A 14,473-nucleotide genomic window follows, 5' to 3' on the forward strand; every position below is an offset into this window, starting at 1 on the left:
AATGCATCCCCCTGTCGATATAGAATGCGTCATTATCGGTGCCGGCGTCATTGGCTTAGCGATTGCCCGTACATTGACACAACAAGGCAAAGAAGTATTGATCGTTGAGTCTGAGTCCTCGTTCGGCTCAGGTATCAGCTCCCGTAACTCCGAAGTTATTCATGCCGGATTATATTACCCTGTTGATAGTTTAAAGGCTAAGCTTTGCCTACGTGGTAAAGTGCTTTTATATGATTACTGTCAACAACAGCATATCCCGCACCAACGTCTTGGCAAGTTACTCGTCGCTACCGATGATACAGAGACGGCTCAGCTGATGGCGATCAAAGACAATGCGGAGCAATGCGGTATTAATGATCTAAGCATCCTATCTGCAGAAGAAGTTAAGCAATTAGAACCCGAATTAAACTGTCAGTTAGCCCTACTCTCCCCCTCTACAGGGATTGTAGACAGTCATGCGCTGATGCTTTCGTTATTAGGTGAAGCCGAGCAAGCAGGTGCACAAATAGTACTTAATACCCCTTTAAAAGGGGTCGATATTAAAGGTCCTAATCACTTTCAATGCTATTTTGACGATGCCGATCAAAGCGTTATAAGCTGCGCCTACCTAGTCAACGCCTCAGGGCTACATGCAACTGAATTAGCAAAAGCTATCAAAGGCCTGGATGCACAACACATTCCTGAAGCTTATTATTACTGTAAAGGCCGTTATTTTGCATACACTGGAAAATCACCCTTTAAGCATTTAATTTATCCTATGCCAACTCGTGCCGGCTTAGGTGTACATTTGACATTAGATCTAGCCGGTCAAATCAAATTCGGCCCGGATGTCACTTGGGTCCAAGAAGAAAACTACGATGTTGCACAGGAGCAGGTAGACAGCTTTTACAAAGCAGTCAGACGCTATTGGCCTTCACTAAAAAACAATACGCTACACCCAGCTTACGCCGGCATTAGACCAAAACTGAGTGGGCCTCACCAACAGGCAGCTGATTTTGTCATCAGCTCTAAGGCAGAACATGGGGTGGCCGGTTTGTTAAACTTATTTGGTATTGAGTCCCCCGGATTAACCGCTGCACTGGCGATTGCCGACGAAGTGGCTCAGCAATTATAATAATCTATTTAAAAAAAACAATTATTTAATCATTAAAATGAACACTACGAATACGCACCAATTTATTCTTACCATTTCTTGCCCCGATCAAATCGGCATTGTTCATAACGTCTCCGGCGCACTGCTTACACTCGGTGGTAATATCCTCACCTCTGAGCAATTCGGCGATGAAGATACTCAGCAGTTCTTCCTGAGAATCCGTTTCAGTGTGCCCACCAACATCAAACAAGCACAGATTGAAGCTGAACTGGCAGCCATCAAAGACAGTTTTAATATGGATTTAAAGATCGTTTCAGCTGAGCAAAAATCTCGTGTACTCATTCTTGTCAGTAAACAAGGGCATTGCTTAAATGACTTATTATTCCGCACCCATAGCGGCTTGTTGCACATGGATATTGTCGGCATTGTTTCAAACCATCGTGATCATGAAAAACTGGCAGAAAGCTATGGTATCCCCTTTCACTACCTACCCGTCAGCAATGACAACCGAGTAGAGCAGGAAGCAGAAATACTTAAGTTAGTTGACGATCTTGAGGTCGATCTTGTTGTACTGGCACGTTATATGCAAATCCTCTCAAATCAGCTATCAGAAGCACTGGAAGGTAAAGCAATTAATATTCATCATAGCTTCTTACCGAGTTTTAAGGGGGCTAAACCCTATCACCAAGCCCACCAACGTGGCGTAAAAATCATTGGTGCAACAGCTCATTATGTTACTGCCGATCTGGATGAAGGCCCGATTATCGAGCAGGATGTACAGCATGTCGATCACCGCCTCAGCGCAGAACGTCTGACACAAGTCGGTAGTGACATCGAATCACTTGTCCTGTCACGTGCCGTTAAAAGCTTTGTAGAGCACCGTATTTTATTAAACGGTCATCGCACCGTCGTGTTTAACTAACTGGCCTTGGGCTTTTATTCGCCCATCATCATCGCTTGGCGCTGTTCGAGCTTATTTTTTAAAAAATTAGAAAATAGCTCGATGCGCTTTAGCTGCCTCAAATCCTCATGATACAGCATCCAAAAACTACGTTTAATTGCTATTTCATCGAGAAGAACGACTTGTAAGTCAGGATTTTGATGCGCCATAAAACACGGTAATACCGCCATTGCCTGGCCTGCCAAACAGGCCTGCAACTGTGCCACCAAGCTATTAGATTTAAACACCACATTGGCACCCGGTATCAAATCACCAAGGTATTTTAATTCCTCACTAATAATAAACTCGTCTATATAATCAATAAAATGATGCTCTGCTAAATCAAGAGGAGTATTGATTGGCGCATGGCGCTTTAAATATTGTGGTGACGCATAAAGTCTCAACTTATAATCACTCAATAATCGGTACACATAGTTGCCTCGTAACGGCCGATCAATCGTAATGAAGATATCCGCTTCTCGACGAGATTGATCAACAAAGTGCTGAAAGGCCATGATCTCTAGACTGGTCTTTGGGTATTGCTTCTGAAAATCCACTGCTAAAGGCGTCAGCATATAAACACCAAAGCCCTCGGTTGCAGCGACCCGAATATCTCCACTTAAATCCTCTTCAAACACGCTAATGGTCTGATGCGCATTGAGCAGCTCACTTTCCATCTTCTCCGCATGCTGCAGCAAATTTCTGCCCGCCTCCGTCAATAGATAACCATAGCGACGCGACTTATCAAAAAGCACCGTCCCCATTTCTTGCTCTAATTGGCGAATGCGCCGCGATACTGTACTATGCTCAACTCCTAATCGACGCCCTGCTTCAGACACTTTTGAGGTTCTCGCGACCGCTAAAAAATAACGTATCCCATCCCAATCCATCACATTCTCTTTTATAAAAACTGGTGCAAAAATAAACAATGATTGTGCATTTATTATATTGATTTTTATTTTTTTAGGCTTCAAAATTAAGTAATAAAAAAATGTAACTACTGACAGGAGACATAGATGAGCGAGACACCCATTATTCCTTTATTAATTAACGGTCAAAAAGTCCAATCTAAAAGTAATAAATATCTGGATGTATTAAATCCTGCCGACCAATCGGTCGTGGCTAAGGTACCTCTATGCGGTATCGATGAGGTTGATGAAGCCATTGCCAATGCCAAAGAAGCTTACAAAACATGGCGGAACTCAGGGCTTAATCGTCGCATGCGAGTCATGCTGAAACTACAAGAATTAGTCCGTGACAACACGGACAAGCTCGCCGCCATGATCACCAAAGAGCATGGCAAAACCTTACCCGATGCAGTTGGTGAAGTCGGCCGTGGGCTAGAGGCCATTGAGCACGCTTGCTCTGTCGCCAGTATGCAAATGGGTGAGTTTTCAGAAAACGCCGCCAGTGGTGTCGATGTCTACACCCTTATCCAACCCCTCGGTGTTGTGGCCGGCATTACCGCTTTTAACTTCCCCGTGATGCTGCCCTGCTTTATGTTCCCTTATGCCGTCGCTGCAGGTAATACCTTTATCTTAAAACCTTCTGAGCAAGATCCGAGCGCTTCCTTATTTTTAGCCGAATTAGCACTGGAAGCCGGTTTGCCTCCCGGTGTTTTAAACGTGGTCCATGGCGGTCCGGATGTGGCGCAGCATCTATGCGAACACCCTGACATCAAAGCTGTGTCCTTTATTGGTTCAACGCATGTCGGTACCGAGGTGTATCAACGAGCGTCTGATAACGGCAAACGTTGCCAATCAATGATGGGAGCCAAAAACCACTGCGTGATCATGCCTGATTCAGACAAAGAAGTTGCCCTTAATCAATTGGTTGGGGCGGCCTTTGGTGCGGCCGGTCAGCGTTGTATGGCAACATCTGTCGCCGTGATGGTGGGTGAAAGCAGCCAATGGGTCGATGAGTTAGTCGAAAGAACCAAAGGCTTAAAAGTCAATGTCGGTACTGACACCACAGCCGACCTAGGTCCTCTAGTCTCCCCTAAAGCTAAGCAACGCGTCGAAGGACTCATTCAATCAGGCGTTGATGAGGGCGCAAACTTGGTACTGGATGGTCGTAACTGCGTGGTCGCCGGCTATGAAAATGGCAACTTCGTAGGGCCTACCATTTTCACCGGTGTCAAGAAGGGCATGCGAATCTATGACGAAGAGATCTTTGGTCCGGTTTTGGCTATTGTCAATGTGGATACACTTGATGAAGCCATCGAGTTTATCAATGACAACCCTAACGGTAACGGTGTCGCTATCTTTACACAAGATGGTGGTGTTGCTCGTCACTTCCAGAACAATATTGATGTGGGACAGGTAGGTATTAATATTCCTATTCCGGTACCTGTGGCCTGGTTCAGCTTTACTGGTTCACGTGGCTCCAAACTCGGTGATTTAGGTCCTAACGGTAAGCAGGCCTTCAGCTTCTGGACCCAAACCAAAACAGTAACCGCGCGTTGGTCACACCATGACCGAAATGTTAATACCACCATTGCGATGAAGTAAAGCTCAGCTACTGAGTATTAACGCAGCAAAGTAAAAGGTCGCGAATATGATATTCACGACCTTTTGCTTACTGCTTAACATGAACTAAAAGCATTTAATTGAAATTCGAAACTAGCCTTCAGCTGACTCTTGTGGAGCCCATGGATTAGCAAGAGGTGTTTCATCGCTGTTAGGGTATAAAACAGGGATAGTAAACTCCGGCTGATCACCAGTTAGGGTCTTCAAGAAAGCAACAATGTCTTCAATCTCATTGGCTTCAAACTTTTTACCTAACTGCAAACGACCCATGATATCAACAGCTTCACTCAAGGTCTTAGCACCACCATCGTGGAAGTACGGGTAGGTTAACTCAACGTTACGTAAAGTCGGTACCTTAAAGTTCATACGGTCGATATCCTGACCGGTCACACCGGCACGACCCGCCGTTTCATTGTCAGTAACATACGGTTCAACTAGACCCATACGCTGGAACGAGTTACCACCTAAGTTAGGACCGTTGTGACAAGCGACACAACCACTGTTTTTAAATAGTAAGTAACCATTTAACTCTTGGTCGGTAATTGCATCATCATCGCCTTTTAACCATTGGTCAAAACGCGCATTAGGCGTAACTAAGGTCTCTTCAAAAGCAGCTAAAGCACCGGTCACTTCTTCGATAGTAATCTCTCTGTCGCCATAAACTGCTTCAAACTCATCAACATAGCCCGGAATTGTTTTTAATACGCTCACCGCTAACTCGTGAGTAGAACCCATCTCTAAAGGGTTCGCAATCGGGCCACCGGCCTGTTCGCGTAAGTCAGCCGCACGACCATCCCAGAACTGTACAAAGTTCAAGCTTGAGTTAAGAACGGTCGGTGAGTTAATTGGACCCTGAGCCCAATAGTCACCAACAGAACTGACTAAGTGGTCAGCACCGCCCAGCATTAAGTTGTGGCATGAGTTACAGGAAATAAAACCTGAACGCGATAAGCGAGGATCAAACCAAAGCTTTTTACCTAAATCAACCTCAGCCTGATTTTCAACAACATGTGGCTCAATTGGTTGGATTAACTCATTGCTAGGTTTGTAACGTTCACCCTCAGCTTGTTGAGCTAACGCAGGCGTCGCCATAAAACCGAAAACGCCACAGGCTAGTAATGCAGCTGTCAATTTCTTCATAAATTCCCCCTAGAATTGTAGGATGTTGTAACTTAATTACTATGATATATAAGATGATTAGCTTTGGGGTTGATCCTAATCAAGCTAGGTAAGCGTTAACCCTCAAAAAACACTCTTTTCACCCGTTTAAGACCGTAATATAAGCCCTTAAAACACAAATATGTAACCAAAAAGTAACAATATACCCATTACATGTATAAGGTCTCTTTGATATTATGACTTTTAAAAGCGCTTAAAACAAGCTATTTACAACAAAAAAACAGTCGATCAATCGACATAGAAAGATGAAAAACAAGTCACACAGACTATTTATCTTTTTTGATGTCTTTTTTTGTCGCTAATGGATTAAAGACATTAAAAAGCTGTTGTGTTTGACTCTGCATCTGTTCTTGCATATTGAGATAAAGATCCTTGGTTTGGTCCACATAATTATTCATCATGCGACTCATCATAGGATTTTGCATTGACATTAATTCAGCCCAGGCTTCGGGCTTGAATTGAGTTTGGTACAGTTCCTCAGATTGCTTACTAAGCTGCTGCTGTATTTCTGTAAAGGCCTGCATATTGTGCTCAAGGTAATTACCCATCACCCCTTGCATCGCATGCCCATAAAAGCGAATAATTTGTTTGAGAGTATTGGTGCTAAACATAGGTACACCACCACTCTCAAGGTCTAAAATAATTTGCAGCAAGATGCTTCGCGTGATGTCTTCGTTAGTCTTCGCATCGACGACCGTAAAGCGCTCTGACGCTACCACTAACTCCCTAACATCGGCCAACGTAATATACGAACTGGTCGCCGTATCGTATAAACGACGATTAGGATACTTTTTAATTACACGCGAATTATCTTGCTTAACTTCTGACATTATTTATTACCAATTCACCAAAAAACTTGATGATATATTAGCCCATGTGTAGGCCACCGTTAACAGAGAAGTCAGCGCCAGTCGAAAAACCTGACTCATCAGAGGCCAACCAGGCGACAATTGAAGCAATCTCTTCAGGCTCACCTAAGCGACGTACCGGGATAGTACCGACAATCTGCTCCAAAATCTCAGGACGAATAGCACGTACCATATCTGTACCAATATAACCCGGAGATACTGTATTGACAGTCACACCGCGGCTCGCAACCTCTTGGGCTAAAGCCATCGTGAAACCGTGAATACCTGCTTTGGCTGTCGAGTAGTTAGTTTGACCAAACTGACCCTTTTGACCATTAACAGAACTGATATTGATGATGCGTCCCCAGCGCTGCTCATACATATGCTCAATAACCTGCTTAGTTACATTAAACAAGCTATTAAGGTTTGTATCCATCACCGCTGACCAATCTTCAACCGACATTTTACGGAAAACACCATCACGAGTAATCCCGGCGTTATTGACTAACACATCAATAGGACCGATTTCTTCGCGAACCTTTTCAAATGCAACAACGGTCGACTCCCAATCAGCAACGTTACCGGCTGAAGCATGAAACTCATAGCCTTCTGCTTTTTGCTCATCTAGCCATTTTTGATAGTTACGAGTAGGACCGCAACCTGCGACAACGGTAAATCCATCATCAGCCAAACGACGACAAATAGCTGTTCCTATACCGCCCATACCGCCCGTAACATAGGCAACTTTTTTTGCTGAGTTCATAAGCCACTCTCCTTTAGATTTTAATGACTTTAGTTATAAATGTAACTGTATGGTATCAATTTGTCTATCAGGTAAAACCTAATATAAAAGCTTACAAAACACTGACTGTATTAGATACCAATGCAGCTGAAAGAAAATTAATTCAAAGCAATTAGGATGAAACTAAACTGAAATTAAGCGTTTGCTTAATCAATCTAATGCTTTTACTTTGACGTAGCGCCCCGGCGCTTCCTCAATCACAGGGTACGTTCTGCTACCCATGTTTTTACGAGGACGGATTTTTTTGCCTCCTTGTTGCTCTAGCCATTCTGCCCAGACCGGCCACCAGCTACCGGGCTTTTCCTCGGCCCCTGCAAGCCAATCACCGGCGCTTTGTGTACGATCAATGTCATCAGTTTGACTTTCATTAACCCAATAATTGCGACGATTTTTTTGCGGTGGATTAATGACCCCGGCAATATGTCCGGAAGCTCCCAACACATAACGGACCGGACCAGGTAAGAGCTTGGCTGACTCAAAGCCTGATTCCCACGGCACAATATGGTCCGCAATGGATGAGTAAACAAAAGAAGGGATGTTGATACGACCAAAGTTGATCTTCTCACCGCAGACGCTGATATGATCCGGCTTAGCTAAGTTATTTTCTAAGTACGTATTGCGCAAATACCATGCGTAGAAAGGTCCCGGTAAGTTGGTACTGTCGGCATTCCAAAAAAGAATATTGAAAGCGCTTGGTGCTTCACCCTTGAAGTAATGGCTCACCACGTAGTTCCAAACTAATTCATTAGGTCTTAACCAAGAGAACGTGCTGTTAAGCATATTCGCAGTCGCTAAACCGCTTTTACCCAGTTGTAGATCGTTTCTGAGTACCATCCCCTCGTCGATAAAGACATCCATCACGCCGGTTTCGGTAAAATCCAGGAAGGTGGTTAATAACGTGAGTGATTTGACATTGTCAATGCCACGGGCTTTTTGTATCGCCACTGCAGTTGCGGACATCGTGCCGCCAACACAGAAAGCTGCCAAGTTAAGCTGCTCTTTACCGCTGATTTCATGAACAATATTCATCGCCTGAATGATGCCGTCTTCGATGTAATCATCCCACGTCGCTTCCAAAATACCATCCTTATCATCTGGTAAAGGATTACGCCATGAAATTAGATAGGTGTTGTGGCCTTGCTCAACCAAATACTGAACCATTGATTGATCTTCTTGCAGATCCATAATGTAGTATTTATTAATGCAAGGCGGCACAACCAGCAACGGAGTTTCAAATACCTGATCAGCCGTTGGCTGGTATTGAATTAACTGAAACAGCTTATTTTCAAAAACAACTGAGCCTTTTGTCGTTGCGATATTTTCACCAATTTGAAAAGCCGTTTCATCAGTCTGCGTCATGCGTCCCTTGCGCATATCAGCTAACCAGTTCTTCATGCCTTTTTGCAACGACTCACCGGAAGTCTCTTGGAGTACCTTAAGCGCTTCAGCATTAAGTGCAAAGAAATTAGATGGGGCAACGGCGGCTAACCATTGCTCAACGGAAAATTGCAGACGGTTTTGTAGCTTTTCCGGCAAATCAAATTGCGTAGCCATCTTTTCTACTGTCTCTGACGACAAGGCATACAAATGAGCTAACAGATGTAGCTGAGTATTTTCACGCCATGATTCATTGCTAAAACGACGATCTTTAAGTGCAGGCAGTTCACCCTCTTGGCTGAGTTTGATTAACTCCTGATACTTACTTAAAAAATCTGTTTTTAACACCTTCCAATCACTTGAGCTAGTCAACTCCTTCCATGAAGCAAGCCATGGATTGTTATTTAAATCAAACTGCTGCATCAATTATCTCCCTTTGATCCTCTGTCGGCCTTTTCAGTTTATCGGCGCGCACATACAATTCCTAAGAATTCCATCTGTCACATCATGGTATTATTTCATTATAATATAAAAGTGTTACATTTTTGTGCAAATAATCTGCCTAGGCAACTATCATTATAAAAGATTTAACAATTCTTACTTTTACTTATTTACACTATCTATCAAACTAACATACCGAACTGATAAACACTAATACCTACTTTGCTATAGTATTATTCAAGTTTGGTATATCTCTATTTGAGGTAGGCCACTGTCGCTAAGCGCCCTGTGTTAGGGTTACGGCGGTAGGAATAGAACCAATCAGCGAGCGAATAGCTGCAAAGCCCTGAAAAATATATTTGGCAATTCTCATCGACTTTCCCGACAACTTTCAAACGGCAAAGTTTGTGATTCGCAATAGCCACTAAATTTGCCAAGTATTTGTCTGTGTGATCTTTTTTAATGGTAAAAAAGCGCTCATAGGCGGGGTTTGATTCGATAAACGCTGCTCGTACCTCTGCCCCTACTTCAAATACAGCAGCCCCAATCGATGGACCAATCCAGGCATAACAAATAGCACCGGCATATTTGTTCAGCATCGCCTCAATCGTATTTTCGATCACCCCAAGTAACAAACTACGCCACCCGGCATGAACCACACCTAAGACTTTGGCATCAGCACCCAACAAAACAATGGGCATACAATCCGCTGTTTGCACGACTAAAGTACGACCGATTTTTGTTGTAATCGAGGCATCAGCAATCGCAAGATCATCACCCACTTGCCAATTGTCCGCATCAAAAACTGAGCTCCCATGAACCTGTGAAATCCATACCGGCTCTGATGGCAGCCTTGACCTAAGATGAGCTCGATTAGCCAACACCAAGCTGCTCTCTGCCCCTGTTGATAAGCCTAAATTAAACCCGGCCTCAGTAAAGGCATCCTCATCACCGGAAGTCGAAGTGACATCCTTTCTGCCGCTTTTTGCTGTCGTTGTAAAATAATTCAGACCGGGAAAGGTCGGCCCGCTGATAATCGGTAATGTTTGGAGTTCATCATAAACGGCAAAGGGTTTAGGGGTTTGTTGCAGAACACTCATCAGACTCATCTCCAAGTTTTAAATATTAGGACCAATTAATAGCATCAACGACACCTTGCATGTCTTCCGGTATAGGAGCGACAAACTGCTGCTCACTACCATCAGCAGGGTCAATAAAAGAAAGGCTTTGAGCATGCAACATTTGTCGAGTTGCACCTACCCAAGTAGGCCCTCCGTAAATACTGTCACCAATAAGCGGGTGACCCAGACTGGCTAAATGCACCCGAATCTGATGCGTTCTGCCTGTTTCCAAGCGACACTCAACAAGACTGACTGAATGATGATCCCACTGGCCTCTGGCCTCACATCGATAGTGTGTTCGTGCCTCTTTGGCAGCAATTGGTGCGTCTGTGGACATACGTACAGCAACCCGTCTATCGCGCCCAATCGCCGCATCAATCACTCCCTTATCTCCTACATGCCCTTTTGCTAACGCCACATACTGACGACCCACGGAACGCTCCTGAAGTTGTCGCACGAGATGTGTTTGAGAAATTTCTGTTCGGGCAATCATTAATAAGCCTGAGGTATCCTTATCTAAACGATGCACAATCCCCGCACGTGGTATCTGTGCCAATTCAGGAAAATGATATAAGAGACCATTGAGTAAAGTACCACCCCAATTACCTGCCCCCGGATGGGTCACCATGCCTGCCGCTTTATTAACAATAATAAAATGCTCGGTCGCTGTGACTATCTCTAAATCCATCGCCTCCGGACTAAATGCAGTCTGCTCTTGTGAAGGTTGTGGTTGCACCCAAATCCTATCCCCGGCTCGTATCGTCTGACGAACCTTAGCTTCTTGATCATTGACCTTAACCCAACCATCTGCAATCCAATGCTGCAAGCGCCCACGCGAATGCTCCGGCAATAGCGTCGCCAGCACCTTGTCCAAACGCTCACTGCTAAAACTCAGTGGCATTTCGAACTCTTGCTCTTCCCATTCTGTCGAGCTTTCATCAAACCCTTCAATTGATTCAATGGATTTATCGTTCATTTAACTCTCTTTATAATTGACGATGTGTAGATTTTTTTGATTAACACTAAAATAATCACTTTGATTTTTCAATGATAATCAGCAACTGTTGCTATGCAATGCAAAAAGGCTGTTATCATTATCTGTATTTATTAGAATAATGCATAATATCACGCAAGCATTCTCATTTTAAATTGACCATATGCAGAAAAAAACCTTAAAGTCCCTTATGCTAATTCTCGGTGTTAGCTTACTGGCAGCATGCACTAGCACCCAAGATAAAATTAACGATGAGACACTCGGCTGGTCGGCACCTCAACTCTATGAGGAAGCTCGTGACAATGTCCGTAGTAGAAACTGGAGCACAGCCAGTACCTACCTACATACGCTTAGCACGCGTTTCCCATATTCCAGCCATGCACAGCAGGCGATGATCGATGAGGCGTATGTTTTATGGCGTGATGATGAGCCGGAGCAGGCCTTAGTGGTTATTGATCGTTTTAACCGTCTGTATCCTAATCACCCTCACGCAGACTACATGCTTTATCTCAAGGGGTTAATTACGTTTACCCCTCCGAGCGCTTTTCTAAGCAGATACACGGGTCAGGATCCGAGTGAACGAGACCCTAAGGGCCTGCGTGAATCCTATGAGGCATTTAGTCAATTAGTTGAGCGTTATCCGCAAAGTCGTTATGCCGAAGACTCTCAGCTACGCCTTAACTGGCTAGTTAATACCATTGCCGAAAATGAGGTTAACGTCGCTCAATACTATTATGAGCGTTATGGCTATGTAGCAGCAATTAATCGTGCCCAAGTTGTATTGCGCGACTTCTCCGGAGTGAGTGCCACCGAACGCGCTTTATACATCATGATGAAGTCATATGAAGCGCTCGGCTTACAGGATCAGGCTAGCGATGCAGAGCGTGTCTTTATGCAAAACTACCCTAACTCCGAGTATCTTACCAATGGTTTAAACAAAGACGGTAAGTGGTATGACTTTGTGAAACCATCAAGTTGGTTCAACTAGTAGCGCTCGATTGCTAATAGGCTTAGTTTTTTAACTAAGCCTTTATTTTTTGTGGTTAGCTAAGTACGTCAAAAACTGTAAGGCATCTGCCGGTTCACGTGTTCGATAAAAATTGGGCAAACCCTTCCACAATCTTTTGCCATAGCCCTTTTCTACTAAGCGTACATCACCAATCACCAACACACCGGCATCATTTTCACTACGGATAAGACGCCCCGCTCCTTGCTTCAAGGTAATGGCAGCGTGAGGAATTTGGATTTCAAAAAAGGGGCTGCCTCCTCGCTCCTCACAATCCTTGATACGTGCATCAAGGACCGGATCATCGGGAGACATAAAAGGAATCTTATCGATAGCTACCAAGGTTAGTAAATCACCCGGGAAATCCACTCCCTCCCAAAAACTGGCACTGCCGATGAGAATCGCATTACCCTCTTCACGAAACCTGTCCATTAGATAAGCACGAGAATTCTCGCCCTGCTTGAGCAATGGTCGATCGATATTTTCTTTATCCAGTCGCTCTAAGAATTTTTCAGCAAAATCATCTACCGCTCTTAGGGAAGTACATAAAATAAGTACACCGCCATGAGTGGCTTTAATGAGGGGTATTAACACATCAATAAACTTATCTCTAAATGAGAAATCATCAGGTAATGGCAGCTTCGGTATCAGCATAATCGTATTATCTTGATACTCAAAAGGCGAGTCCCAAACCTTTTCAACAGCGTCATACAAGCCCAGGTTTTTTGTAAAATGATCAAAATTGCCATTGACTGACAGCGTGGCGGAAGTAAATACCCATGCCTGATCCGAACGTCTAAATTTACCGAAATGACGTACGCTGAGCGGAGCCCGTTGTAATTGAAAGGCATGCTGGGTTAGGTTAATCCAGCATACATACGGTGTCTCCTTAAACTCAGTCACCGTGTTAATTTCTTCTTCCATCTCCTTAGCGACTAACACGCTGAGGCTATCCGATGGTTGAGCCTGCTGATCTTCTTTAGGATCTACCTTGGCTTGGGTCGATTCTTTATCACTCGCTTGTACGTCAGAATCCGACGCACTATCTTGCTTGTGGCTACGAGACCAGCGCATCAGCGTATCATAAATTGTCGCCCCTTCGCGGGTCGCTGCTTGAAGGTCCGGATGCTTTTCCTGATACTTTAATAAGGCTTTTACCACCCGTTGGATTGCATCGGTCAACTCATCAAAACGCCCCATCACCCGATCGTAATTAGGTAAATTTTGTACCAAGGACTGTTGATTTTGCATCTCTTCAAGTGGCTTTAATTGCAGGCGAAACTCCAGCAAGGCACTATTCACCGCTTGCAGCAATGCTTCGACTTCCTTGCTCACGCCCTTAAGCTGCAAACGCACTACTGCTAAGCTTCGGCGCTCCCAATCCGAAATTTTTTGACCACTAATTTGTTCACCTAAAAAACGGGTTGCATAGTCAGGTAGTTGATGTGCCTCATCAAAGACCACGGCATCAGCTCCCGGCAACAAATCAAAAATACCCTCTTGTCTCAACGCCATATCGGCTAAAAACAAAGCGTGATTAATCACGACAACATCGGCTTCTTGAGCACGAGCGCGGGCCTTGTTAGTAAAGCACTCCTCAAAAAACTGACAATCTGATCCTAAGCAATTGTCAGCAGTCGACGTCACGCGATGCCAAATATCCGCATTTTCAGGTACCGCAGTACAATCCGCCTTATCACCCGTAGAGGTAGCGTCGGTAAAGCGGCGAATCGCCTGCAATTGAGGGGCCTCACTTTTAGAGCGTAAACCGGTCTCTGAATCCTCAAGTTCTTTTAGATAGTGATGACACACATAATTGGAGCGTCCTTTAAGCACCGACACCAACGCCGGTATGCCCATCGCTTTACAGACCTGTGGCACATCCTTATTAAAAATTTGATCTTGTAGATTACGGGTACCCGTAGAGATGATCACCTTACCCGGCGCCAGTAATGCAGGTACTAAATAAGCCCATGTTTTGCCCGTACCTGTACCGGCCTCAGCCACCAAAATACTTTTTTTGCTAAAGGTGTCTTCAATCGCCTGTGCCAATTCGGTTTGCGCATTGCGCTTGGTAAACGTAGACACTGCTCCGGCAAAAGGACCATCATCAGAAAAAAACCGACTTACATTAAAACTCAAAG

At 44.3% G+C, this 14,473-nt stretch carries 12 protein-coding genes; 4 read left to right on the forward strand and 8 right to left on the reverse strand.

Annotated features, from left to right (window positions below):
• Position 1: 1 nt before the first annotated feature.
• The gene (locus tag B092_RS0100405) at positions 2 to 1,114 is read left to right on the forward strand and encodes an NAD(P)/FAD-dependent oxidoreductase (RefSeq protein ID WP_018573265.1); all 1,113 of its coding nucleotides are present in this window, start codon (positions 2 to 4) and stop codon (positions 1,112 to 1,114) included.
• A 37-nt stretch (positions 1,115 to 1,151) separates the two neighbouring features.
• Positions 1,152 to 2,015 carry a formyltetrahydrofolate deformylase gene (purU, locus tag B092_RS0100410; protein ID WP_040607931.1) on the forward strand — a complete coding sequence of 288 codons (864 nt, stop codon included), beginning with the start codon at positions 1,152 to 1,154 and terminating at the stop codon, positions 2,013 to 2,015.
• Positions 2,016 to 2,029: 14 nt separating this feature from the next.
• Here the strand turns inward: purU and B092_RS0100415 are convergent, their stop codons facing one another.
• The gene (locus tag B092_RS0100415) at positions 2,030 to 2,926 is read right to left on the reverse strand and encodes a LysR family transcriptional regulator (RefSeq protein WP_026253496.1); all 897 of its coding nucleotides are present in this window, start codon (positions 2,924 to 2,926) and stop codon (positions 2,030 to 2,032) included.
• 123 nt (positions 2,927 to 3,049) lie between these two features.
• Between B092_RS0100415 and B092_RS0100420 the strand changes: the two genes are divergently transcribed.
• Positions 3,050 to 4,543, forward strand: a complete 1,494-nt coding sequence (locus B092_RS0100420) for a CoA-acylating methylmalonate-semialdehyde dehydrogenase (protein WP_018573268.1) — start codon at positions 3,050 to 3,052, stop codon at positions 4,541 to 4,543.
• 111 nt (positions 4,544 to 4,654) lie between these two features.
• On the opposite strand, the gene B092_RS0100425 is transcribed toward B092_RS0100420, so the two are convergent.
• The 6 genes from B092_RS0100425 to B092_RS0100450 all read right to left on the reverse strand — a co-directional run bounded on the left by B092_RS0100425 (position 4,655) and on the right by B092_RS0100450 (position 11,305).
• Entirely contained in the window at positions 4,655 to 5,701 is a 1,047-nt protein-coding gene (locus tag B092_RS0100425) for a cytochrome-c peroxidase (RefSeq protein WP_018573269.1), read from the reverse strand.
• Between the two features lie 305 nt (positions 5,702 to 6,006).
• The gene (gene phaR, locus B092_RS0100430; RefSeq protein ID WP_018573270.1) at positions 6,007 to 6,570 is read right to left on the reverse strand and encodes a polyhydroxyalkanoate synthesis repressor PhaR; all 564 of its coding nucleotides are present in this window, start codon (positions 6,568 to 6,570) and stop codon (positions 6,007 to 6,009) included.
• A gap of 37 nt (positions 6,571 to 6,607) precedes the next feature.
• Positions 6,608 to 7,351 carry an acetoacetyl-CoA reductase gene (gene phbB / locus B092_RS0100435; RefSeq protein ID WP_018573271.1) on the reverse strand — a complete coding sequence of 248 codons (744 nt, stop codon included), beginning with the start codon at positions 7,349 to 7,351 and terminating at the stop codon, positions 6,608 to 6,610.
• Positions 7,352 to 7,540: 189 nt separating this feature from the next.
• Positions 7,541 to 9,190: a PHA/PHB synthase family protein gene (locus tag B092_RS0100440; protein WP_018573272.1), complete on the reverse strand. Its 1,650-nt coding sequence runs from the start codon at positions 9,188 to 9,190 to the stop codon at positions 7,541 to 7,543.
• Between the two features lie 272 nt (positions 9,191 to 9,462).
• A complete protein-coding gene (locus B092_RS0100445) occupies positions 9,463 to 10,308 on the reverse strand; it encodes a purine nucleoside phosphorylase YfiH/LACC1 family protein (RefSeq protein WP_018573273.1) in 846 nt (281 codons plus the stop codon).
• 25 nt (positions 10,309 to 10,333) lie between these two features.
• A complete protein-coding gene (locus B092_RS0100450; protein WP_018573274.1) occupies positions 10,334 to 11,305 on the reverse strand; it encodes an RluA family pseudouridine synthase in 972 nt (323 codons plus the stop codon).
• Positions 11,306 to 11,486: 181 nt separating this feature from the next.
• Between B092_RS0100450 and B092_RS0100455 the strand changes: the two genes are divergently transcribed.
• Positions 11,487 to 12,311, forward strand: a complete 825-nt coding sequence (locus tag B092_RS0100455; protein WP_018573275.1) for an outer membrane protein assembly factor BamD — start codon at positions 11,487 to 11,489, stop codon at positions 12,309 to 12,311.
• A gap of 42 nt (positions 12,312 to 12,353) precedes the next feature.
• On the opposite strand, the gene B092_RS0100460 is transcribed toward B092_RS0100455, so the two are convergent.
• Complete coding sequence (locus B092_RS0100460; protein WP_018573276.1) at positions 12,354 to 14,471, reverse strand: ATP-dependent DNA helicase; 2,118 nt, start codon at positions 14,469 to 14,471, stop codon at positions 12,354 to 12,356.
• Positions 14,472 to 14,473 lie beyond the last annotated feature (2 nt).

The sequence above is a fragment of the Oligella ureolytica DSM 18253 genome, assembly GCF_000373745.1.
Classification (GTDB): Bacteria; Pseudomonadota; Gammaproteobacteria; order Burkholderiales; family Burkholderiaceae_B; genus Oligella; species Oligella ureolytica.

Excerpts from the sequence above, each read along its gene's own strand:
- purU (WP_040607931.1), top strand. The coding sequence starts at position 1,152 with ATGAACACTACGAATACGCACCAATTTATTCTTACCATTTCTTGCCCC.
- B092_RS0100425 (WP_018573269.1), bottom strand. The coding sequence starts at position 5,701 with ATGAAGAAATTGACAGCTGCATTACTAGCCTGTGGCGTTTTCGGTTTT.
- B092_RS0100445 (WP_018573273.1), bottom strand. The coding sequence starts at position 10,308 with ATGAGTGTTCTGCAACAAACCCCTAAACCCTTTGCCGTTTATGATGAA.
- phbB (WP_018573271.1), bottom strand. The coding sequence starts at position 7,351 with ATGAACTCAGCAAAAAAAGTTGCCTATGTTACGGGCGGTATGGGCGGT.
- B092_RS0100455 (WP_018573275.1), top strand. The coding sequence starts at position 11,487 with ATGCAGAAAAAAACCTTAAAGTCCCTTATGCTAATTCTCGGTGTTAGC.
- B092_RS0100405 (WP_018573265.1), top strand. The coding sequence starts at position 2 with ATGCATCCCCCTGTCGATATAGAATGCGTCATTATCGGTGCCGGCGTC.
- B092_RS0100450 (WP_018573274.1), bottom strand. The coding sequence starts at position 11,305 with ATGAACGATAAATCCATTGAATCAATTGAAGGGTTTGATGAAAGCTCG.
- phaR (WP_018573270.1), bottom strand. The coding sequence starts at position 6,570 with ATGTCAGAAGTTAAGCAAGATAATTCGCGTGTAATTAAAAAGTATCCT.
- B092_RS0100440 (WP_018573272.1), bottom strand. The coding sequence starts at position 9,190 with ATGCAGCAGTTTGATTTAAATAACAATCCATGGCTTGCTTCATGGAAG.
- B092_RS0100420 (WP_018573268.1), top strand. The coding sequence starts at position 3,050 with ATGAGCGAGACACCCATTATTCCTTTATTAATTAACGGTCAAAAAGTC.